Raw genomic sequence first — 21,668 nt, 5'->3', positions numbered from 1 at the left:
ATGAACCGGTTCTTTTTGTGTGTTAATTAATCGTTATCCGTTTTTGGTTTCATCTCTTTTTTTATTCGTCCTGCTTTGCGAAGCGCCTGATCGAGAATATACTGTATCTGTCCGTTGGTACTGCGAAACTCGTCGGCAGCCCATTTTTCGATTGCATCCATCATCTCCGGATCGATACGCAGGACGAAACTTTTTACAGTAGATTCTTTTTCTTTTTTAGCCACAATAATATTAAATTCAAAATTGAATGATTTCAAAATTTCAAAATGATATTCCTTTCAGTTTTGAAATCTTGAAACCTGAAATAGGATTAATGATGCAGTGTTCCCGCATTCACAATCGGTTGAGCCGCCTCATCAGCACAAAGAACCACCAGCAAATTGCTCACCATAGCAGCCTTACGCTCCTCGTCAAGTTCCACAATCTGATCTTTTTGTAATTTATCCAGAGCTAGCTGTACCATACTTACAGCTCCCTCAACAATCTTTTCACGGGCGGCAATAATCGCATCAGCCTGTTGACGACGAAGCATTACGCTAGCTATTTCGGAGGCATACGCAAGGTAATTGATTCGCGCTTCTATAACTTCAATACCAGCGATGGCTATCCGGCTATTAAGCTCATCTTCTAACCGTTGGCTCACTTCATCACTATCCGATCTCAGGGTTATAGCATCTTTATCGTTATCGTTATTATCATAAGCATACATACCCGCTACCTGACGCAGAGCAGCATCGCTTTGTATCTGCACAAAATCAGTTGGTCCCGATGCAATATCGAACATCACCTTGTAAGTATCCTTTATCCTCCATACCAATACGGCTCCGATCATAATAGGGTTACCCATTTTATCATTCACCTTTATAGGCTCAATATCCAAATTGCGCGCGCGTAAAGTCGTTTTTCTTTTACTCAAAAAAGGATTTACCCAAAAGAATCCGTTATCGGCCAGTGTACCTTTGTATCTTCCAAACAACACCATCACACGCACATTGTTAGGCTCAACGATAATAAGTCCTTTGGTCAGCACAATGAACATTAGAAAAACAATCAAAGAGCCACATGTAATGAAGATAGGATCCTTTTGATAAATACATACCCCCAGTATGACAAGCACTAAAACCAAGGCTATCGCGATAGCCGAAAATGCTGAAATTCTAATTCCCGCAAACTTTTTCTCCTGTGTTTCCATATTATCTATATTTTGATATTAAAATGATATCATAAAGATATAAATAATTTATTATATACAAATAGGACAGGATATATTTAAATAAAAAATGTATCATAATATAATACCATAAAACTTTACTTAAATAATATTATATTTGAATCAGATAAGTTCAAACTCCGATATCTGCCCATACTCCGACAAATCATCGAAGGCCCCGGCCAAATCTGTTTTACCGAAATACACTTTAAAGCAGTTTATTACCCCGCCATGAGCAAAAACTGCCACAGTAGAATGATCCTGCCCTTTAAGTTCGTCAAGGAAAGACGCTATACGCTTATACATTTGTGCAAAAGATTCTCCGTTGGGTGCAGGAGTATTTATCCAGTCTTTCTCCCATTCGGTCATGTCTATCTTATCCCACTCCTGCATTTCCCATTCGCCGAAATTCAATTCCTTTAACCGGTCTTTAAGTCGTATATTTTCATAACCGCAATACTCGGCAAGTTTTTTTGCCCGGCTCAAGGGGCTGGAAAATACAGCATCGAAAGCTATGTCTTTCAGGTTTTGTTTTACTATTTCCGCCTCACTTTCAAAAGTTTCTTTCAGTGGCACGTCAGTTTGCCCGTAACAAACTCCGTTTACACCAACTGCTGTATGTCGTATAATATATATTTTCATAAAATCAATCAGTAAATCAGCCAATTTGAATATTTAGCCTATTAAACAGCTAAACAATTCAATATTACCATAACTCCCAGATAAAAAGACAATTCACACATCAGAAATGTAGCGCCACAACAGTCACCTGTATAGCCCCCGATTTTCTTCTTCATCAGGAATATCAATCCGGCAAAAACAAAGATAGGAAATATTATAGCCGGCAAAAAGTCAATTTTTAGTAATAAAATAAAAGGAAGCAGTCCGAATACAACAGAGATAACACCCGTACTGGCTGACATTTTATTATAAACAACCTTCGATTTGCTTGTTTCCTCATTCCGGGCATATGGCAGGAACAAAGTTATCAGTGATGCTATAAACTTACATAACGGATCTGCCGATAACACTACCAGACAAGCCATTTCCAAACTAAGATTACTCAGAAGCAAATAAAAGAATGAAAAATAAAATATCAGACTGATAACCCCATATGTACCGATGTGCGAATCCTTCATTATCTCCAACGTTCGCTCACGGGTATTTCCACCGCCAAATCCATCGAAGAAATCAGCTAATCCGTCTTCGTGCAATGCTCCTGTGACCAGCAAACGACTCAATATTGCCACTACAACAGCAATCGGATACGGCAGAATCTGCGCCGCACCCCAAAGTACTCCTGCCATCACAGCAGCCGTAAGCCATCCGGCAACAGGCCAATAATTGATTACCTGCTTATAATACACAGCAGGTACATTAAAGGCCTTTAACCGCCAAAATGGTAAACGGGTAAAGAAAACAAGGGAGGCAGCGATATTTTTCATCCGTTAGAAATACTTCGTTACTTTTATTTCCTTAAAAGAATGCATTTCATTTATCATATGCAGAGCAGAAGCCACAATAGGATAAGCACATAACGCGCCTGTCCCCTCTCCCAATCTGAGGCCAAGATTCAGTATAGATTTTGCTTTCAGGTAGTCCAGAACCAGCTTGTGGCCTGCTTCATCGCCCTGATGACCGAATATAGCATAATGCAATACATTTGCGTTTAACTTAGATGCTACAAGCATACAATTAGTCATAATGAAGCCATCGACCAGAACCATCATTTTCAGTTCGGCAGCTTTGAGCATAGCTCCCACAGTCATCACCATTTCGTAACCACCAAAGTAGCGCATGATATCCTCTACGGAAGCATCTCCTTTGTAATTCTCCATCGATTGTTTCAGCACATTGTATTTGTGGCTGATGATCTTTCCTGTATGGTCACATCCTGCGCCGATACACTGATCTAACGGAATTCCTGTAAGATAGGTCATCCATAGGGAAGAGGACGAAGTATTGGTTATACCCATCTCTCCAAAACCAATAACATTACAACCCTCATCGTAGCATGTCTGTACACATTCTGCTCCACGTTGTATAGCCAGCTCCATTTCTTCATATGTCATGGCCGCTTCGTGCAGATAATTACGTGTACTCTTCCGTATTTTCTTATCTATGATAGGGTCTCCATCTTTGAAATCAAAATTAACACCGGAATCCACCACTTTAAGATTGAATCCATGCTGACGGGCCAGAAAATTAATACCCGCACCTCCTGCCCAGAAATTAAGTATCATCTGGTATGTTACTTCCTGTGGTGAAGGGCTTACGCCTTCGGCGGCTATACCATGATCGCCTGCAAATACAATATGGCAGGGATTCGTCAGTTTAGGATTGAGGGATTGTTGCACCCAACCGATTTGCATGGCAAGGTCCTCCAATACTCCCAATGAACCTTTTGGTTTAGTAAGGTTATCAATTTTTTCCTGTAAATACGAACGAACTTCGTCGTTTGGTTTTTCGATGTTAAATTGTTGCATTCTATGTTAGTTTATACTGCCAGTGGAAACGGGCAGATTATATTAGTCTCTTTCGTCCCTCCAGATTCACAATCCGAAAGTTTTATACCATTCATAATCAGTATATATTTTGTTAAAAAGTAACAAAGGTAACACATATACCAGTTATCAGTTAACAACTCGTATCTCGTATAACTTAAAACTTACGACTTGTTAAAAAGTAACAAAGGTTACAGCTTTTTCAGTCAACAACTTGTATCTTGTCTACTTGTAACCTTTTTCAAAAGGTAACAAAGGTAACAACCTTTCGAAATATTTCACACTGTTACTTTTCTATCGACAACACGCTTGTTATCTGCACCATATAGATAAAATAATATTAAAAAAGCAACAGTTTCCGGGTCTGTAGGGACAAAAAACATTCACCCATTAATCAGGGCAAATTCTTTGTTCCTATGGAATCACTCGCAACTATTCTATTTATACCCGAAAGCATTCAATGCATCGGCCACTACAAAATTACTGCCACCGATAAATACAAAATCATTTGATGCCGCCCAATCTTTTGCCGCACGTACAGCTTCCGCCACAGTAGGGTACGAATATCCCATAAGTCCCTTTTTCTGAGCCATCATTTGCAACTCCCGCTCATTCATGGCACGTGGGACTGACGCTTTGGTGAAATAATAAATGGCTTTACGTGGCAATAGTTCGAGCACGGATGCAATATCCTTGTCATTTACCATTCCCAGCACAATATGCAATGTATCATATTTTTCATTTGCCAGTTGATCGGCTATATATTTTATTCCTGCAACATTATGTCCCGTATCGCACACGATCTTGGGATGCAACTCCTGTAATATCTGCCAGCGTCCCATCAGCCCGGTCAGTTTGGTTACATATGCAAACCCGTTATAAACAGCTTTGGATGGAATAGTATATCCTATTTTCTGTAATTCCTTGACAGCGCATAATACTGTAGCTGCATTCTTTATTTGCGCATAGCCAGATAGTTCGCCCTTCAGGTGCAGATAATATTTCGTATCGAAAAGCCAGCCGCTTGCAGTTTTCAGGCTCGATTGTATGATATGTTCGTCTTCAGCAAAAAGAATGGGAGCTCCTACCCTTTCGGCTGTATCAGTAAATACATTTTTCACCTCACCTTCTGCTTCCCCTATAATTACAGGTATATTTTTCTTTATAATACCGGCTTTTTCGGTGGCAATCTTTTCCAGTGTATTGCCAAGGAACTGCATGTGGTCGAAACTGATATTTGTTATTACGCTCAGGTCAGGCGTTATAATATTCGTACTATCGAGCCTGCCCCCGAGTCCCACTTCTATGATGGCAACATCTACGTGCATATCTGCAAAGTAGAGAAATGACATCATCATTGTCAGTTCAAAAAACGAAGGCTCTATCGGTTCGAAATATTCACGATGCTTATCTACAAAGTCGACTACATACTGTTGCGATATTTTTTCCCCATTAACACGTATACGTTCCCTGAAGTCTACCAAATGCGGCGAAGTGTACAATCCTACCTTATATCCGGCTTCCTGCAATATCGCCGCCAGCAAATGCGAAGTAGAACCTTTACCATTCGTTCCGGCTATATGGATTGTTTTATATTTAGTGTGAGGATGAGCGAAGTATGTATCGAGGGCAAGGCTGTTGTCCAATCCTTCTTTATAAGCACTTCCTCCTATTTTTTGATATACGGGTAATTGATTATATAAATATTCTATGGTCTCCTGATAGGTCATTATCCTGATTATATTTAATGTGAATGGATGCTATCGTGTAATTTATCCAGAAATTGTGCGACATGCAATCCATCCATTATAGCATGGTTTACAGTTATAGAAACAGGTAAAAGTATTTTTTGTTCTTCTGTGAAAAATTTACCTGTCGATATTTTAGGTATAGCACCATTATTACCAAACGACACAGCATGTTTCATATCCGTAAAACGTATCCAGGGTACAGATGAATAATGTACAACATCAGTACGTTCAGAGTTTTCGTCTAATCCCAATCCGGATGATTGTTTTACTTTAGCTATGATTTGCAGGGCATTTTCTTCAAAATCTTTCAGATCCGGGTAATAGTCAAAAAAAGAAAAACTAAATGTACCGTCATCACGTCCGACTGTGGGCGCAGAATGTACAGTATCGTATGAAACGACATCATCACCTTCTATCCTGAAGCGGAATACGTCTATGGCATTCACTGTCTGCATAATCTTGTGTAACGAATGAAGAAAAAATGAGGACTTCTTATCTTTGCTATAGTTATAAACAGGGGTAAAATCTACATTTGCCGTCATGCCGAAAAAAGGATCATCAAACGTTTTGAAGAAATTGAAATGTTCCTTCCTGTTCCATTTTTCGATATCTATGGGAGTTCTCACTGTTCTGTCGCTTTGTTTATAGGTGTATATCCTGTTTTTTCTATTAGATATTGTCCTTGTTCTGATAAAATCCAGTTTACAAAGTTAGTTACATTTTTGTTATTTGCGCCTGTTGTTATAGCATAAAAATCACCGGTAAAAGGATATGTATTGTTTTCTATCGTATTTTTGTCCGGGTACACTCCGTTTACCTTTATCAGTTTAATTTGATTATTCCCTATCATCTCTGTAGCAAAGAAAAGGAATGTATATCCTATCGCATTATTAAAGTTCTTATACTCAGCTGTACGATCAATAATTTCCCCCATACCTCCCGCAATATCATTTGTCGGCGGGCTCATTAATTCTTTATCTTCCATTATTTTTTCCAACATGGTCTGACTGCCACTGTTTACCGGGCGCTGAAAGGCTTTTATCTCTTCATCTTTTCCTCCCAGTTCATTCCAGTTTGTTTTTTTTCCCGAATAAACATCCTGAATTTGTTCGATTGTCAATTCCGATACGGGATTTTTAGCATTCACAAAAAAAACAAATGCTTCCTTACCTATTGGCGTCATACTGTATTCTATGCCTAGGGCAGCAGCCTTTTCGACCTGTGACCTTGATGGTGCGGCACAAAAGATAATATCAGCCACCCCACTGAGTAGATTATCATATGCTTCGGGTGTAGTATGACTAGACACAATACTATTGTAAGGGTTATATTCACCCCGAGGATAAGTCGCCTGAGCAAAAGCTGCATAAACTGGATACAAAGCCGTAGCTCCATCCAGCACAGGCAGGCTATCCGTAAACAAGAAAGCAGACTGTTCGCTTAATTTTGCCACTTTACTTCCATCCGAAAAAGGCTGGTAATCATATAAGTTTACACCTTGATCATCGACTGTCGGGATACTTTTGATATAGCTCCTGTACCCCTCATATACAGAGATAGACACGGCACAGACTAAGACTATTCCTAAAAGGCTAAACCATATAATTTTTGATTTGAGTAACCGAAATAATGCTATAATTATCCAAACAACAAGTAACAGTGTAACGATAAGAACTAAAGGCACATAAAAACCTTTACTTACACTAAACGCTGCTACAAGCATCATCCAAAATCCTAAAAACAGAGTAATGCCAATTAGTATAAAAGCAATGAAACCTCGTATAATACTATTTCCCATTTTCGCCGTAAGTAATATTTAAGCAACAAAAAAACGACCTGCTACTAACCGAAAAGCTGCCTGAAAGCCTCTTCTACCTTTCTCACCTGAATGATTTCGATATTGACTTTCGATGTAAATCCTTTCAAATTATTCTGTGGCACAAGTATTTTTGAGAACCCGAGTTTTTCGGCTTCCAGGATACGTTGTTCGATACGATTTACCGGACGGATTTCTCCGGACAGACCGACTTCACCCGTCATACAAACATGTTTCTCTATAGAAATATCGAGACTGGACGATAATACGGCACTGATAACGGATAAGTCCATGCCGGGATCGTTTACTTTCAATCCTCCCGCAATATTCAGGAAAACATCTTTTTGGATAAGTTTGAAACCCGCCCGTTTTTCCAACACTGCAAGAAGCATATTCATCCGACGAAGATCAAACCCGGTGGCCGAACGTTGCGGCGTACCGTATGCAGCCGTGCTGACCAATGCCTGCGTTTCGATTAAGAAGGGGCGGATACCTTCGATAGAGGCAGAAATGGATACACCGCTCAATCCTTCATGATTTTGAGTTAATAACAACTCTGAAGGATTGCTGACTTCACGTAATCCATTTTGACGCATCTCGTAAATACCTAGCTCTGCAGTACTACCAAAACGGTTTTTAATACTGCGCAGGATACGGTACATATAGTGCTGATCGCCCTCGAACTGGAGTACTGTATCCACTATATGCTCCAATACCTTTGGCCCGGCTATACTACCTTCTTTATTGATGTGTCCTATCAGTACAACAGGTGTATTTGTTTCTTTCGCAAACTTGAGTATTGCGGCAGAGCATTCGCGCACTTGCGATACGCTACCCGGTGAAGATTCCACTGCATCGGTAAAAACCGTCTGAATGGAATCGATAATGACAAATTCGGGATTCAGATTCTGTATATGCACGAATATATGTTCCAGATTAGTTTCGCAGACTATAAAACAATTTTCACTGTTAGAATTGATACGGTCGGCACGTAGTTTCAACTGGCGTGCGCTCTCTTCTCCCGATATATATAACGTCTTTATTCCGTTCAGACCTAATACAGTCTGCAATATCAAAGTAGACTTACCGATACCGGGCTCCCCTCCTATCAATACAAGAGAGCCTGGAACAAGCCCTCCTCCCAGCACTCGGTTGAGCTCTCCGTCGTGCAAGTCGATGCGCGGCTCTTCACCTGTCTGTACATCTTTCAGGAGCAAAGGTTTTGCTTTCGTGGTGTCGAATATATGCAAACCGCTTTTAGCCGTTGATTTTTCTTTACTTATTATTTCTTCTACATATGTATTCCATTCACCGCATACAGGACATTTACCCAGCCATTTGGGTGAATCGTTTCCACAATTGCTGCAAACATATACTGATTTTGTTTTTACCATGTTATTTTCTCCGCTTTCTTTGCCCCGTTCTTTGTCATAGTTTGTATGATATATGTATCCCTTGGTAAAATACTCATATCTATTACCTGTTCTTTTACATCAAGGCCTTTTTTATCAATGACCGTATCGCCGTTCAGATTGATTATTCGAACCCGCTTGATAGAATCGTCTTCCTTGTTAAGTGTTACTGTAAGTGTTTTTGTCCCTGTAATAGCATATTTCACTGTGCTGACCACCTGAACTTTTATTGCAGCCATTTTACTTTTTTTATCTCTAACCTCAATGATTGCCGCCCCATACTTAAGAGCCTTTATCGTGATCTTGTTATCATTTATTTCTGCTGCTACAATTTTATTATCCGATGATGAAACTGTATAATCACCATTACCATCAAGAATTGTAACCTCTGAATTTGTATTCAAGATAATGGATAAATCGTTATTATCTAAAACAATATTCTTTTCTATATCATCATTATTATTCAGCCCGGCCAGTTTCGTTACACCGGAGTTGGCAGGGTCTAAATATTTGCTCATATGCCTGCTCGCATCCGGATATTGATCCCAATGGTACCACAATTTTCCATAATAATCAGGCTCGGTCAGATTACAAAGCTGATTGTTACCACCTGTCAGTGTGCCTATTATTAACCCTGCCGAATTGAAAATAGGGCTACCTGATGAACCGCCCTGAGTTGCCCCTTTCGAATAGGTAACGACCCAATGTGTACCGGATGGCGAACTTGAGTTCCATCTGCCGGATACAGGTTCTTTTTCATAAAATGATATTTTCTTAACATCTCCCATCGGATGGTGGATCACAGCTCCACTGCTAGTTGCTTTATTCTCCCTGTTCCATCCGTTAAAATATACATCCCAATCGTCAGGAATACTCTCTGAGAGTTTGAGCAACGCCCCATCACTACCGCCGCTTATCGGATTTATTACCATAACTTCCGAACCTTTGTGGTATTTATATTTCGGAGCCTGCGCCCCTGTTTCCATTTGGCAGGTAGGATATTCATATTCAAAGATAAATGATGTATTGTCAGGAATTTGAGCTACACTCATATTTTCGAAACAATGGTCGGCCGTAAGTAAATATGGAGTCTTATCATTGTTTGTATTATTAATAAGAGAACCCGAACACAAGTAAGTTTTATTATCGCTTTTTGTCATTCTCAATAGTACCACTCCTTTCTTTTGGTATTGCCAATTTTCAGCATCAGGGCAATTTACATTAATCATACATGAAGCAGATGTATTGAAATCGGAATGCTCGCCATTTCCATTTGTATATTTATACCCAACATCGGATAAAAGTATACGGGGAAGTTCGGTCACTTTGTCCGAAACAACATATTCCAGTACCACATTATCACCTTTTAAATTTTCTATAGAATACGCTCCACCGGAAGGATTATCACTATGGATATACACAACAGCATCGCTCGTGTTATCTTTATTGTAAACATATAGCTTAGCCCCTTCGGGTAAATAAAAATCATCGAACCGGACAAAGAATCCTGTTGCCTGAGGTACATCTATGTTCAACTTCCAAATTTTATTTTTGTTCGATAAGGCCGACCAGGAGCCGATAGTATCCATATTGATACCGAGTGTATACACTTTGGCTTCTAATAGCGCGGTCCCCCGTTTATTGTATTGGATGTCGGCAACAGTGTATTTGGTCTGCTTTAGATCGACAATCAATGAAACCTTTGACTTATCTTCATTCAGTGAGTATTGTTTATCCTGGGCAATAGCAAAAACAGCGGATGTAAGCATTATTAGACCTGCTAAAAACTTCTTCGATAGATTAGATTTCATAATTTATCAATTAATTGCTGAACATATTTATTAACATCATTCCGATTTACCAGTTCTTCCGTTTCGAATATAATCTGCGCCTGGGTATAATACGGATTTCTTTTCTCCAGACTCTCTACTACGAAAGCGAAAAGCTCCTCTTCATTTTTATCTTTTATGAGCGGACGTTTTTCCTTACATGTGTTTAACCGTGCAGCGAGTGCCTCAGGCGCAGCATTCAGATACACCGTAGTGCCGGCCTTATTCATATACTCCATATTATCAAAGAAACATGGAGTCCCCCCTCCTGTAGAAATGACTACGTTTTCAAATTCGCCAACTTCTTTCAGTACACTGCTTTCTATTTTTCGAAATTCTCCTTCGCCAACATCCTGAAATAGTTGGCTCACTGTTTTCTGGTAGCGCGCTTGTATAAAGTGGTCTAAATCTATAAATTCAAGTTCCAGAACTTTTGCAAGTTCTTTTCCGGCAGTAGTTTTCCCGGCACCCATATACCCAATCAGGAATATTCTCTTCATTTATATTATTCGATATATACTAATCGTACAAAAATAGGAATAAAATAGTTAAAGAAGATTAGAGACCTTAATATTATTATGTTTTAACGACTGTAAATATTCTTTATCGAAATCTAAGAAGCTACGGAGTAATTTTACTATTATAAGCGTAGTGTTTCGGTGTAGCCGACAGAAGGAGGCCGACGCGACGCGAAGCTTTTGCCACTTACCTCTAAAATGTTAAAATTTTGTATGGATAGAAATTCCGTTTATCTATAAAGAAACTGATTAGCAAATTAGCAGATTTGTAAATAGCGCAAAGCGATATACCCGGAATTCATTTGCTAATATGCTAATATTCAAATTAAAAAATTTACTATGGCAAAGTACAGTACGGAATTGACAGAAAAGATTGTAAACCTGCTTGAAGACGAGTTTTTCACCGTATCGCAGGTATGTAAGGCAACAGGCATCAGCCGTGAGACATATTATTGCTGGATGAATACCAGAAGCGATTTCCGCAGCGAAGTGGAACAGGCGGTAGCGCGCCGCGAAGCCGAACTGATGACGATGGTGCATGCTTCGCTGAAAAAGAAACTTGAAGGCTATTACACCACGGTAGAAAAAGACATCTATGTCCCCGATGGACATACAGGCGAACTTGTTTTCAAACAAAAGACTGTTACGAAGAAGGAATGCCCGCCCGACCTGCGTACGATAAAGATGCTGCTTGACAGACAGGATAAGAGCCGGCAAGGAGAGGAGAAGTCCGCTAAAGAATGCGTAATGAAGAGTAAACCCGAAACCCTGAAGAAAAGAGTAGAACCTGAAGAAGAAATTATCCTGAATCCGGCGGAAGAAATATTGGAAACCTGCGCGGAGGCCATCACAGAGTTCCCCCCGAAAAACGAACATACAAAAAAGGATATGCAAATACTTACATCTTCACAAAAAAGAAAGGCCGAACACAAAAAGAAGAAAAATATGACAACCGAAAAAATTAAGAAAACTGTCAGATGTGTCAGGTTTTAACAAAAACAGATAAGTGATATAATTCAAACAGCTTCTGAGATTCCCACGTCTCAAAATAATAAAAACTGTTAGTCGACTAATCACCTGCTTTTTGTCTAAAAAAATAGTCCAGAAAATTTCATCGTCTAAAAATTTAGACATACATTTGCATTGTAATCAATAAATATAGTATGCAACTCACAAAAGCCGAAGAACAGATAATGCAGATACTGTGGACCATGGAAGAAGGCACAGTACAGGATATACTGAAAGGATTTACCGATAACAAGCCTGCCAGAACGACAATAGCTACAGTATTAACCATACTGGAAGGAAAAGATTTCGTATCGCACCGTAGCGAAGGACGTGTTAATATATATAAAGCCCTTATTTCTAAAGAGAATTACTCAAAAAAACAACTATTCGGATTTGTGAAAGACTATTTCAACGGGTCATTCTCTTCTATGGTTTCATTTTTTGCAAAAGAGACCAACCTCTCTATTGAACAGATGGATGAAATGCTGGATGAAACGCGTAAAGCACTTGAAGAAGAAACCAATAAAACTAAATAGCCATGGAAACATTCATTATTTACATAGCTAAAGCCGGCATTTGTCTGGGTATATTTCTCGTTATATACTCCTTATTTTTGCGTCCGACTACATTCTTTCGTTTCAATAGGATATTCCTGCTCTCCGGTTTTGTGGCGTCATTGATTATCCCTGCTATTAAGTATACTTATGAGGTGGTCATTCCGGTCTCTGTAGTCCAAAATATAGAAACGGCTTCAGAGTCTGCGCCTGTAACATCTGCCTCCGCCATCAATATCTGGATCGTATTATCAAGTCTGTATATGATCGGTACATTAATGTTGATAGGACGCAATATATATGCATATACAAAACTCCGGAAACTGGTAAAAAGCGGAGTGAAATACAATAACAAAGGTTTTAAACTTGTAGAGAACACTGATATAAACTCTCCATTCACGGTATTGAATTATATATTAATGAATACAAGTAATCTGAGCCAGATAGAAAAAGATTTGATCCTCAAGCACGAAATAACTCATGTAAACCAAAAACATTGGATAGACCTCTTATGTAGTGAATGTATACTGATATTACAATGGTTCAATCCGTTGGCTTGGGTTTATGTAAAACTATTGAAAGAAAATCATGAGTTTCTGGCGGATAAGGCTGTGATAGATTCCGGGGTTTCCCCTGCACTTTATCAAGCAGTGTTGATTAACCAAAAATTTCAGGGACCTGTGTTCTCGTTTTCCAATTCATTCAATTATTCCAAACCGTTAAATCGTTTATCTATGATAAAAAAAGCCAAAAGTTCACCATGGAAAAGGGCTATAGTTTTAGCCATCATCCCTATCTTCGGATTGTTTCTGTGGGCTTCGTCGAAACCTCGTTATGTATTTGACGAGCCGGATGTACAAGCCGTTCCTGACGACTCTATTGTTGTAATCGGATATGGATCAAAGAGCAATGTTCCCGCCGATTCTCTGATTAAAACCAAAAAGATAATTATAACGAAGAAAAAAGACTCCATTAATTCGGATAAAAGCAATACAAAAATAGAGATCAAAGGGGTATATACTATGACCGGAGGAGATGCAGACCCTATAGTTTTTATCGACGGTAAAAAATCGGATAAGGTAAAAATGGAAACTATAAATCCTGCAGACGTAGAATCTGTTTCAGTACTTAAAGATGTTCTCGCAGCAGAGATGTATGGAGAAGACGCTAAACAAGGCGTTATCCATATCAAGACGAAGGAATATGTGAAGAAGCATCCAGAGTTGAAAGGCAGCAACAAAGTTGAACTAAAAATGACTGGAAGGATGACATTGAAGGGAGATAGTATAAGTGTGAATGGAGTTCCAAGTAAAATAATAAAACATTGGAAATCAAATGAACCTGTAATTTATCTCGATGGTGTAAAAATAAAGAATTTAGAAAATATAAACCCCAACGATATAGAAAGTATCGACGTACTTAAGGACAAGAGCGCCATTTCCATATATGGCACCGAAGGAAAAAATGGTGTGATACTAATAACCTCAAAGAAGAAAGATAACACTAAACAGAGATAAATGATGAATAGGGACTGAAAATAAAAAATGTTCTGAAATTTAGATACCTTAAAGTTATTGTTACGTAACACACAAACAGAATGTGTCTGTGCGAGCAGGCCTATCATATGCTTTCAATCTCTTTTGAAGCATTGATAACTTCTTCGTCCAATCTACCCGCTTTTATACCTGCGACTAAATCTCCAATAGTAAGTTCTTTCTTTTTGGGATTTAAACAAGGCAATATTTTTCTTAAAAGATATATAATAATTTCCTCTGGAGTAAAATATATTTTAAAGTTAAAACTACTTGTATCAACCTCAAATTTCTTTCCATAGTAATAAATTAATTCAGCTGCTTCATCTCCATAGAAGCCTAAATCTTTTTCTATCCCCACATTAAAAGAAAAGTCAATGTCAAATTCTTCTTTACATAATCTATCAAGTATAAACCTTTTTAAATCTTCGATTTTATTCTCCATACAAATTTATTTATGAAAATTTACTTCCTTGGCGGTTTAACAATTGGGACTGGAATTGTAGGACTAAATATATTCCTTAACCATAAAGGACCTATTTCACCCCTCACTACAGCATCTCCTCCATACCAATATCCTAGTTTGCGGCCAATTGACCAAGATTCATATAAAGCAAAACCAGCTCCTACATATCCAATCGGTGCAGCTAATCTACTTAATTGCCCTGCATACGTTGTTCCGCTAGTCCAGGAAAGTGCTCTTTTTGCAGTAATTTTCCCATATCCTTTACGGTGAAGAATTAGAGAATATAAAGATGTTGTTTTTTTTGCTTCTCCAACAAGCCTACTTGGGGGCCAAATTGCTTTTGCTACAATAGAACTCTTATGAACCCCTCCGCCCAATGCATACCAAAAAGCTGAACCAGTTCCTAATCCTGTTAAATTACCATCTAAATTTAGTCCAGCTTCTCCCTCTGGTGCAAAAAGGCCATCCATATCAGAAGATGTTATGTAAGCATAATTTGTTTCCTTACTTCTCATTCCTGCTTTAAAATTTCCCTGATAACCCTCTAAATTGATATTAAAATTGAACGTATCATCATTAAATGAAACAGATTCATCTTTATTATGTTCTTTATATTCATCATCAGTCATGCGATTCCAACCTCCATAATCGAATGGGTTAGATGTCTTATTTCCTGAAACAGCTTGTAGATGATTTAAGAATCGAGCAATCTGGTCAGGATCATTTGTTGTCCAAACATCCGTTCCAAAAGGATCAATATTTCTCATCGGATTATTCCCCACCCAAGCATACGGGCTCCAGCTATAATAATTCTCCGCATGCGGGTCTGGTGTAGGCGTATGCGGTACTACAGGGTCGTACAGTCGAGCAAGATTATCGTACATATTCAGTCCATTCCTGCCATCCAATTCCTTATTTATACTTGTACGGCTGTACATTCTGCCCCGTAGCATCCGCAAACGGCATCCCGAAAGGATAATACTGCGTACTCTGCACCACCGAGGCCGCCGCATTGGCTACGATCCAGTTGTTGCCGAGATGGTCATTTATGTAAAAGTAATAATTTCTTGATTCATAATAACCGCCATCCACTAGAATTCTTTTAAATGACAGGAGTTATACCGCCAGCTCAAAAAGGTAACAAACGTAACAGTCTTTTCAATAGTTTTCATGCTGTTTCTTTTTTGCTCCGCTGAACAAAAGGTATATGCTATAGATAAATTATCCGGCTGATGATAAGACAGGATTGTTATTATTGTAGTGGTGGCATAGACAGAGTTTACGCTGAACGGGTAATTTAATCTATACCAATATAGATACCAGCCTGTTTACTCTTTTTCTTATTTTTTTCATAAGTTTTAATAAAATCTGAAATATAAAAAAGAATATCGGACTTGTTATAATGTTCATTATTTTTTAAATAAGTAATTAGCTTTTCCAAATTAGCGTTAAATGGTTCCCGCATATTAATTATCTGAAACCTTTTTTTATCAATTAGCAAATAATGTATATATCCATGTGCAGAAAAAGATGGAATATAGAAAATACCGGTTTTTCCATTTTCTATGTGAGATCTGTCTTTCACTTCTGTCAATATCGTATTAGGTATATAGTCTATTGTATAATTGCCTGGTATATCTTTTGTTTGTTTTAAAAATAATAGTAGACTATCTTTAATATTTCTTACTGGTATATCACTTGCATAAATAGCAGTAAATAGAATATTAAATATAACTAAAAAATAAATTCTTTTTTTCATATTATTTATTTTATTCGTTTATTTTATTTTTTTGAATTTCATCCAGAATCTGTTTTTCAATTTCGTAAGGCTTCTTTTCTAAATCAGTATCATCGACTGTCAGCAAAATGTGAGTTGTGCAACAGACACGGGACGTCTGCGCGAGCGGGCTTTGAGTTCGCTTACTTATAAATTTATATTATCAAATTGATAAAGTATTCAATGAAAATTAATAGCTAGAACATCAAAAGATTTAGCCTGTTCTTCAAACTTTTCTGAATCGAGATAGTATGCTTCTTTAGAAACTAATAAATCTATTTTTTGATAAATAGCTAATTCTATAATTATATTAGAACATTTTTGATCAATATTTATACTCTCAAAAAATATCTCATCAAAACTTCCTTTATCCTTTACTTCAAAATCTAAAATTTTATAGTTGTTATTAAGTACATCTAGAGGTATTACCAGTTTTATTTCACAATGTGGATTTATAGGAGTAAAACTATAAAGTGTTTTATATCTCTTTACTATTTTATCTTTCCCCAATATTATCACATCTGAAAGTTTCACTGATAAATAAGGAATTAAAGGTAGAGTTGATAATTTACACTTCTCTACATCCGCATTATAGCGATGAATATATTTCGATTTTATTAGCTCTGGAGTCAAATAGCTATCAAATAAATAAATAGTATCTGAGGTGTTGTTACAGATTTCTATAATAAAGTCATTTTTTACAATTCTCTTATTCACATAAATTTCATTGTTATACCTATCTTGTAGGTAAGTTTGACTTTTTTTGTCTTCTATTAAACTATTTTGTCCCCAAAGTGAAAACGAAAACAAAATAAAAACGAAAATAAAATAAATTTTCTCTCTCATATTCTATTTTATTGTTTTGTTATGTGTCTCATCTGGTTTTCTTACAGGATGTCCAAACATCCTTCTGAATATATTATTATACTTAAGAACCTTATCTTGACTTTGGCCTTGGTAAATAACATGCCCCAATTCATGATAGAATAAGTCTTGAATAGTTGTATATAAAGGTGCCTGTCTAAATCTAGGTCCATTGGCAGGACTTATCGGAGTTTTATAATATGCAGAAGTCACTTCCATTACGGTAGTTGTTTTATGATGCATACTTGGGTCTATTAAAATTGTATTTTGAGCAACCCCTGGATTCTCACTAGCAAGAACTGCTAAAGCCCCTCCTCCTTGAGATGCTTGAACTGTCTGCGTTGAACCATCTGCAAGTGAAATTTCCGTTTCTTTACCATAGATTACATTGGTTGTCATCTCTTCACTCATTACAGAATTCATCCCTTTAAAAAGATTCTTTTGATCTTTAGTCATCCCTTTAGTTGATCCATTATATACTAACATCCCGCTTTCTGTATAACTGAAATTTTTTGCATACCTACCAAATGCACTCGCTAATCCAATATAAAATAATTCCCTATACTCTTCAGCTACACTTATACTATCTCCTCTCAGATCTATATATCTAATAGGATTATTCGCCACATAGGCATACGGACTGATAGAATAATATTTCTCACTCATTGGATCAACCATCGGCATAACAGGAAAATCAAAAGCCAAATACCTCGCACTATAATCATACCAATTCAGCCCGTTCCTGCCATCCAACTTTTTGTTATTATATTTATATGGTTGAATATTCTGCCCCGTAGCATCCGCGAGCGGCATCCCGAACAGATAATACTACGTACTCTGCACCACCGATGCCGCTGCATTGGCTACTATCCGGTTGTTACCCAGATGGTCGTTGATGTAAAAGTAATAATTTCCTGATTCATAATAACCTCCATCAACCAGAATTCTTTTCAGGTTTCCGTTTTCGTAAATGATATTGCCTACATAATCTGTAGTACTGCTCATTGTCAAAGCACTTATATTTACATCAGAACCTATGACAGGCGCACTATTATAGTTTGGGTTCCATCGTTGTACCGCTTTCAGCTTTTGCCCTGATACTGAGTAAGTATATTCATTACGTCCTTCGGCTGTCTTACTCTTTATATCCACTATCCAGGGCAGGTTCAGGGAGTTATAAGCTATAGCTGATATTCCTTTATTCAGGTCTTTTACCATTGCCCCATTGGCATTGTAAGTATATTCGGTACCTGTCCCCTTGGTATAATCCTTAAAGTCCATAGAAGCATTCAGGGTTACATTAGGTCCTGCATCGGTGATATATTTTAACTGATTTCCGGTATGATCCGCCGTCAGGTTGTCTATTATCCCGTAGGTGGAGGCCGCCGTCATACCGTAGCGTTGCAGGGTCTTGATATTGCCGTGCTTGTCGTAGGTATACGAGGTATTGAAATTGCCGTCGCCTGTATAGGCTGCGGCTTTCAGGCGGGAAAGGTTGTCATAGGTGAAATTATATTTTCTGGTTTTGCCTGCCTGCCCCCACTGCATGGATGAAACATTACCGTTATAGCTATAGGTCAAGGCCTCGTTAAAATGCGCATTGGCTATGCTGTTTGTCCACGACCTGACATTATAGGCATAAGTAGTATTCAGGTTTGCCTGTCCTCCTTTCTTATTTGTCTTTAGCCTTCCCAGTTCGTCATAGGTGTTCTCCGCCAGTGTTACCTGCGGTTTTACCGTTGTCCCATCTGTCAGTTGATGAGTGGTTTTCAACAGGCGTCCTGCATGGTCGTAAATATAAGCATAGACTTCTGTCTGGGTGTTCTTGCCTGTAACCTGATGCACATGTTTCCTTTGGGTCGGCTGTCCAGTATAGTTGTACTCGAAGTATTCCTTTTCAACCCCCATTAAATGATTGTTCGATTTGGATTGGATGAGTTGCCCCCGGTCGTCATAATATATCACCGAATACAGGTACGCAGATGATACGGTTCCGTCAGCGTTCATCTGTGCGGTAAGGTTTCCTGTCAGCATACCCTTATTTTTGTACTTGTTAGCATCGGTATAGTCTGTCCCGTACCAAGTGCCGTAGCCGCTTTCCGCATTGTATTTGAAGTTTACATCCGTATTGGCAGGTATACTATTCAAGCCCATAAATTCATAGTTGTCATAATAGCTGGCTGACAAGACAGTGGGTGTCGTTAATGAAATTCCGGTAATAGTATAGCCTTTATATGTATTTGTTACTTTTCCCCATGCGGCTTTCAGCACTATAGCCTTCAAGGGATCGGCTGTATAGTTCAGGGAATTTCTACATATCCCGGTTAATACCGTCCGCCCCAATGCATCCGGTATAGTAAATGCCCATTCTCCCTTTTTCCGCTGTTCGCCGTCCTGTGTAAATATAAGCTGGTCTGCCATATCGTAAATACAACTATAATCTAAAACGAGCATCTATCAGTTATGATAAGAAACTGGATATATTAACAATCTCCGTATTAGGTGACTACATTCGGAATTAAAAATCTGGCCAATGGAAATATTGGATAAAAAATCAGAAAAGATAAATACCTTGTTTCGGGTGTTAGATGAAATTCAGGAAGTCATTAGGAACGCTCTGAAACGGAGAACTCTGCAACTAAATGGAGAGAAGTATTTAACAAATAACGAGGTTAGCAAGTTGCTTAAGCTAAGTACTCGTACACTACAAAATTGGAGGGATAACGGGACTATCAGTTATATACAGATTAAAGGAAGGATTCGTTATCGTCAGTCTGATGTTTTGAAGTTGTTAGAAGATAATTTTGAGAAGTCGTGGCGAGAGGAATAACGTAAATAAGAAAAGCGAGTTTTTAAGGCTCGCTTTTCTTGTTTTGGGTGTTGGTAACGAAATTAACTGAATTTCGCTTCAACAGATTGCATATCCCGAAGGATCGAACTATCCAATACCTTTGCATAATGCTGTGTCATTTTTGTACTGGAATGACCGAGTATTTTGGCTACATTTTCAATAGAGACATTGTTTGCTAAAAATACTGTGGTAGCCGCCGTATGGCGGGCGACATGCGAGCTCATTTTCTTTGTAATTCCGCACAAATCAGCGATTTCTTTCAAGTATGCGTTAGTCTTTTGGTTACTCAAAACTGGTAATAAAACATTCTTTTTTATACACTCGGGATGTTCCTTATATTTTTCAAGAATTGCTTTTGCTGGCTGAATAACAGGAATGTTACACATATTATCTGTTTTTTGACGGGGTTTGCGAATCCACAGTGCACCATTGCCGTCCGCAATCAAATGTGAAGAATCTAATTGTTTTACATCTATGAAGGCGAGCCCTGTGTACGTGCAAAATAAAAATATATCTCGCACAACTTCCAATCGCCTAATAGTAAACACTTTATTTTTAATTCGCTCTAATTCATCTTGACTTAGAAAATCTACATCTATTTTATCGTGTTTGAACTGAATTCCGACAAATGGGTCTTTCTTTATCCATTCATTAGCAAGAGCAATACGAACAATCTTCTTTAAGTTTTTCAGGTGTTTCAGAGCCGAGTTATGTTGCATATTGCGGTCAGCCTTCAAAAAGAACTCAAAATCTTGAATGAATACACGGTTTATCTCTTTTAACAAAATATCTTCCTTTTTCATGGAGTGTTTGAGAAATGCTTTCAGCATATTTAAAGAGGTATCAAACTTTTCGACAGTAGAAACGGAAAAGTCCTTTCCAATCAAAGCTCGACAGCGCTTATTGTGTTCAGCATAGACTTCGATAAGCGTTTTCTGTGACTCATCTCGACCGTACAATTTATCTCGGATAGCGTCAGCCGTAATACGAATACCATCTATCTCCAATTCTCTATGGATTTGGAGAATCTTAGCCCTCATTGTATCAATGTAGCGATTCAATTCTTTTCCGACTTTACCGGTGGATGTACAACATTCCCTTGTCTGATTCCAGTACTCAACAGCAACACTTCTTTTGATAGAAATATCAACCGCCTGACAATTAACAGAGATGCGCATACATATGGGTGCTTCTCCGTTCTTCAACATCTTGTGCTTTCTAAGTAGAAAGTTCACATTAAAGGTACTTTTCTTTGATCCCATAATAAACTCTTTTCTTTGGTTACAAAATTACTATTAAGAGTTCATTTTGTTGTTAGGTAAAAATCTGAAATACAGCGAGAAATAAACCTAAAAGTGGGACATTTTATATAAATCTGGAAGTCCCACGGATTAACCTTTTTTATCTGCGTTTTAATGGGATTTTTTGCTGGGGTAGGTAAAATAAAAAAGTCATGCAATCGACTGATTTACAGGACTTTTATTTGATTTTCTAAATCTATTGGCGGTATGGACGGAATCCATTATTCTTTAGTTAAATAGCTACATTTCAAATATTTGCTTCTCTCGTTTTTTCT

General features: G+C 38.0%; 23 protein-coding genes. 4 read left to right on the top strand and 19 right to left on the bottom strand.

The features are described 5' to 3' along the window. Nucleotides 1-26 precede the first annotated feature (26 nt). The 11 genes from HMPREF9455_RS20120 to HMPREF9455_RS20070 form a co-directional block, all read right to left on the bottom strand. Nucleotides 27-224: a type II toxin-antitoxin system antitoxin gene (locus HMPREF9455_RS20120; RefSeq protein WP_006801609.1), complete on the bottom strand. Its 198-nt coding sequence runs from the start codon at nt 222-224 to the stop codon at nt 27-29. Between the two features lie 86 nt (nt 225-310). Beyond that, complete coding sequence (locus HMPREF9455_RS20115) at nt 311-1,192, bottom strand: SPFH domain-containing protein (RefSeq protein WP_006801608.1); 882 nt, start codon at nt 1,190-1,192, stop codon at nt 311-313. Nucleotides 1,193-1,333: 141 nt separating this feature from the next. Further along, nucleotides 1,334-1,852 (bottom strand): alpha-ribazole phosphatase, encoded by a 519-nt coding sequence (gene cobC, locus HMPREF9455_RS20110; protein WP_044216905.1) that lies wholly within the window; start codon nt 1,850-1,852, stop codon nt 1,334-1,336. A 41-nt stretch (nt 1,853-1,893) separates the two neighbouring features. Beyond that, nucleotides 1,894-2,655, bottom strand: coding sequence for an adenosylcobinamide-GDP ribazoletransferase (cobS, locus tag HMPREF9455_RS20105; protein ID WP_006801606.1), 762 nt, complete (start codon nt 2,653-2,655; stop codon nt 1,894-1,896). A 3-nt stretch (nt 2,656-2,658) separates the two neighbouring features. After that, nucleotides 2,659-3,696 carry a nicotinate-nucleotide--dimethylbenzimidazole phosphoribosyltransferase gene (cobT, locus tag HMPREF9455_RS20100; RefSeq protein WP_006801605.1) on the bottom strand — a complete coding sequence of 346 codons (1,038 nt, stop codon included), beginning with the start codon at nt 3,694-3,696 and terminating at the stop codon, nt 2,659-2,661. A gap of 455 nt (nt 3,697-4,151) precedes the next feature. Then, on the bottom strand, nt 4,152-5,444 hold the full coding sequence (locus tag HMPREF9455_RS20095; protein WP_006801604.1) for a bifunctional folylpolyglutamate synthase/dihydrofolate synthase: 1,293 nt from the start codon (nt 5,442-5,444) through the stop codon (nt 4,152-4,154). A 14-nt stretch (nt 5,445-5,458) separates the two neighbouring features. Beyond that, nucleotides 5,459-6,091: a chloramphenicol acetyltransferase gene (locus HMPREF9455_RS20090; protein WP_006801603.1), complete on the bottom strand. Its 633-nt coding sequence runs from the start codon at nt 6,089-6,091 to the stop codon at nt 5,459-5,461. Next, nucleotides 6,088-7,263, bottom strand: coding sequence for a PstS family phosphate ABC transporter substrate-binding protein (locus tag HMPREF9455_RS20085; RefSeq protein ID WP_006801602.1), 1,176 nt, complete (start codon nt 7,261-7,263; stop codon nt 6,088-6,090). Before HMPREF9455_RS20085 ends, HMPREF9455_RS20090 begins: the two co-directional genes overlap by 4 nt. A gap of 44 nt (nt 7,264-7,307) precedes the next feature. Beyond that, entirely contained in the window at nt 7,308-8,675 is a 1,368-nt protein-coding gene (gene radA / locus HMPREF9455_RS20080) for a DNA repair protein RadA (RefSeq protein ID WP_006801601.1), read from the bottom strand. Then, nucleotides 8,669-10,504 (bottom strand): trypsin-like serine peptidase, encoded by a 1,836-nt coding sequence (locus HMPREF9455_RS20075; RefSeq protein WP_006801600.1) that lies wholly within the window; start codon nt 10,502-10,504, stop codon nt 8,669-8,671. The genes radA and HMPREF9455_RS20075 overlap by 7 nt, the downstream gene beginning before the upstream one ends. After that, the gene (locus HMPREF9455_RS20070) at nt 10,501-11,022 is read right to left on the bottom strand and encodes a shikimate kinase (protein ID WP_006801599.1); all 522 of its coding nucleotides are present in this window, start codon (nt 11,020-11,022) and stop codon (nt 10,501-10,503) included. Before HMPREF9455_RS20070 ends, HMPREF9455_RS20075 begins: the two co-directional genes overlap by 4 nt. A gap of 357 nt (nt 11,023-11,379) precedes the next feature. Here HMPREF9455_RS20070 and HMPREF9455_RS20905 point away from each other — a divergent pair, with 357 nt between their 5' ends. The 3 genes from HMPREF9455_RS20905 to HMPREF9455_RS20055 all read left to right on the top strand — a co-directional run bounded on the left by HMPREF9455_RS20905 (nt 11,380) and on the right by HMPREF9455_RS20055 (nt 14,119). Next, complete coding sequence (locus tag HMPREF9455_RS20905) at nt 11,380-12,033, top strand: transposase (protein WP_006801598.1); 654 nt, start codon at nt 11,380-11,382, stop codon at nt 12,031-12,033. A 170-nt stretch (nt 12,034-12,203) separates the two neighbouring features. Then, nucleotides 12,204-12,584: a BlaI/MecI/CopY family transcriptional regulator gene (locus HMPREF9455_RS20060; RefSeq protein ID WP_006801597.1), complete on the top strand. Its 381-nt coding sequence runs from the start codon at nt 12,204-12,206 to the stop codon at nt 12,582-12,584. A gap of 2 nt (nt 12,585-12,586) precedes the next feature. Continuing rightward, nucleotides 12,587-14,119: a M56 family metallopeptidase gene (locus tag HMPREF9455_RS20055; protein ID WP_006801596.1), complete on the top strand. Its 1,533-nt coding sequence runs from the start codon at nt 12,587-12,589 to the stop codon at nt 14,117-14,119. A 103-nt stretch (nt 14,120-14,222) separates the two neighbouring features. Here HMPREF9455_RS20055 and HMPREF9455_RS20050 read toward each other — a convergent pair whose 3' ends face one another. From HMPREF9455_RS20050 to HMPREF9455_RS20885, 7 genes are all read right to left on the bottom strand, one after another. After that, the gene (locus tag HMPREF9455_RS20050) at nt 14,223-14,579 is read right to left on the bottom strand and encodes a DUF1493 family protein (protein ID WP_006801595.1); all 357 of its coding nucleotides are present in this window, start codon (nt 14,577-14,579) and stop codon (nt 14,223-14,225) included. Between the two features lie 20 nt (nt 14,580-14,599). Continuing rightward, complete coding sequence (locus tag HMPREF9455_RS20900; protein ID WP_148401934.1) at nt 14,600-15,367, bottom strand: hypothetical protein; 768 nt, start codon at nt 15,365-15,367, stop codon at nt 14,600-14,602. A 145-nt stretch (nt 15,368-15,512) separates the two neighbouring features. Further along, complete coding sequence (locus HMPREF9455_RS20895) at nt 15,513-15,692, bottom strand: hypothetical protein (protein WP_052303120.1); 180 nt, start codon at nt 15,690-15,692, stop codon at nt 15,513-15,515. A 205-nt stretch (nt 15,693-15,897) separates the two neighbouring features. After that, nucleotides 15,898-16,359 carry a hypothetical protein gene (locus tag HMPREF9455_RS20040; protein ID WP_006801593.1) on the bottom strand — a complete coding sequence of 154 codons (462 nt, stop codon included), beginning with the start codon at nt 16,357-16,359 and terminating at the stop codon, nt 15,898-15,900. Between the two features lie 198 nt (nt 16,360-16,557). Beyond that, on the bottom strand, nt 16,558-17,223 hold the full coding sequence (locus HMPREF9455_RS20035) for a hypothetical protein (RefSeq protein WP_006801592.1): 666 nt from the start codon (nt 17,221-17,223) through the stop codon (nt 16,558-16,560). A gap of 3 nt (nt 17,224-17,226) precedes the next feature. Then, the gene (locus tag HMPREF9455_RS20890; protein ID WP_317174769.1) at nt 17,227-18,063 is read right to left on the bottom strand and encodes an RHS repeat-associated core domain-containing protein; all 837 of its coding nucleotides are present in this window, start codon (nt 18,061-18,063) and stop codon (nt 17,227-17,229) included. Nucleotides 18,064-18,069: 6 nt separating this feature from the next. Continuing rightward, nucleotides 18,070-19,662 carry an RHS repeat domain-containing protein gene (locus HMPREF9455_RS20885; protein WP_052303119.1) on the bottom strand — a complete coding sequence of 531 codons (1,593 nt, stop codon included), beginning with the start codon at nt 19,660-19,662 and terminating at the stop codon, nt 18,070-18,072. 112 nt (nt 19,663-19,774) lie between these two features. Between HMPREF9455_RS20885 and HMPREF9455_RS20025 the strand changes: the two genes are divergently transcribed. Then, entirely contained in the window at nt 19,775-20,071 is a 297-nt protein-coding gene (locus HMPREF9455_RS20025) for a helix-turn-helix domain-containing protein (RefSeq protein ID WP_006801589.1), read from the top strand. Nucleotides 20,072-20,133: 62 nt separating this feature from the next. On the opposite strand, the gene HMPREF9455_RS20020 is transcribed toward HMPREF9455_RS20025, so the two are convergent. Then, nucleotides 20,134-21,354 carry a site-specific integrase gene (locus tag HMPREF9455_RS20020; protein WP_006801588.1) on the bottom strand — a complete coding sequence of 407 codons (1,221 nt, stop codon included), beginning with the start codon at nt 21,352-21,354 and terminating at the stop codon, nt 20,134-20,136. Between the last annotated feature and the right edge of the window lie 314 nt (nt 21,355-21,668).

Origin of the sequence: Dysgonomonas gadei ATCC BAA-286, assembly GCF_000213555.1 — a bacterium.
Taxonomy (GTDB): Bacteria; Bacteroidota; Bacteroidia; order Bacteroidales; family Dysgonomonadaceae; genus Dysgonomonas; species Dysgonomonas gadei.
This window is presented reverse-complemented; position numbering and strand designations above follow the sequence as displayed.

What these genes read in the sequence shown, in the direction of transcription:
- HMPREF9455_RS20115 (WP_006801608.1), bottom strand. Translation starts at nt 1,192, where the DNA reads ATGGAAACACAGGAGAAAAAGTTTGCGGGAATTAGAATTTCAGCATTT.
- cobC (WP_044216905.1), bottom strand. Translation starts at nt 1,852, where the DNA reads ATGAAAATATATATTATACGACATACAGCAGTTGGTGTAAACGGAGTT.
- cobS (WP_006801606.1), bottom strand. Translation starts at nt 2,655, where the DNA reads ATGAAAAATATCGCTGCCTCCCTTGTTTTCTTTACCCGTTTACCATTT.
- cobT (WP_006801605.1), bottom strand. Translation starts at nt 3,696, where the DNA reads ATGCAACAATTTAACATCGAAAAACCAAACGACGAAGTTCGTTCGTAT.
- HMPREF9455_RS20095 (WP_006801604.1), bottom strand. Translation starts at nt 5,444, where the DNA reads ATGACCTATCAGGAGACCATAGAATATTTATATAATCAATTACCCGTA.
- HMPREF9455_RS20085 (WP_006801602.1), bottom strand. Translation starts at nt 7,263, where the DNA reads ATGGGAAATAGTATTATACGAGGTTTCATTGCTTTTATACTAATTGGC.
- radA (WP_006801601.1), bottom strand. Translation starts at nt 8,675, where the DNA reads ATGGTAAAAACAAAATCAGTATATGTTTGCAGCAATTGTGGAAACGAT.
- HMPREF9455_RS20075 (WP_006801600.1), bottom strand. Translation starts at nt 10,504, where the DNA reads ATGAAATCTAATCTATCGAAGAAGTTTTTAGCAGGTCTAATAATGCTT.
- HMPREF9455_RS20070 (WP_006801599.1), bottom strand. Translation starts at nt 11,022, where the DNA reads ATGAAGAGAATATTCCTGATTGGGTATATGGGTGCCGGGAAAACTACT.
- HMPREF9455_RS20905 (WP_006801598.1), top strand. Translation starts at nt 11,380, where the DNA reads ATGGCAAAGTACAGTACGGAATTGACAGAAAAGATTGTAAACCTGCTT.
- HMPREF9455_RS20060 (WP_006801597.1), top strand. Translation starts at nt 12,204, where the DNA reads ATGCAACTCACAAAAGCCGAAGAACAGATAATGCAGATACTGTGGACC.
- HMPREF9455_RS20055 (WP_006801596.1), top strand. Translation starts at nt 12,587, where the DNA reads ATGGAAACATTCATTATTTACATAGCTAAAGCCGGCATTTGTCTGGGT.
- HMPREF9455_RS20050 (WP_006801595.1), bottom strand. Translation starts at nt 14,579, where the DNA reads ATGGAGAATAAAATCGAAGATTTAAAAAGGTTTATACTTGATAGATTA.
- HMPREF9455_RS20900 (WP_148401934.1), bottom strand. Translation starts at nt 15,367, where the DNA reads ATGAGAAATATTGATCCTTTTGGAACGGATGTTTGGACAACAAATGAT.
- HMPREF9455_RS20040 (WP_006801593.1), bottom strand. Translation starts at nt 16,359, where the DNA reads ATGAAAAAAAGAATTTATTTTTTAGTTATATTTAATATTCTATTTACT.
- HMPREF9455_RS20035 (WP_006801592.1), bottom strand. Translation starts at nt 17,223, where the DNA reads ATGAGAGAGAAAATTTATTTTATTTTCGTTTTTATTTTGTTTTCGTTT.
- HMPREF9455_RS20885 (WP_052303119.1), bottom strand. Translation starts at nt 19,662, where the DNA reads ATGGCAGACCAGCTTATATTTACACAGGACGGCGAACAGCGGAAAAAG.
- HMPREF9455_RS20025 (WP_006801589.1), top strand. Translation starts at nt 19,775, where the DNA reads ATGGAAATATTGGATAAAAAATCAGAAAAGATAAATACCTTGTTTCGG.
- HMPREF9455_RS20020 (WP_006801588.1), bottom strand. Translation starts at nt 21,354, where the DNA reads ATGGGATCAAAGAAAAGTACCTTTAATGTGAACTTTCTACTTAGAAAG.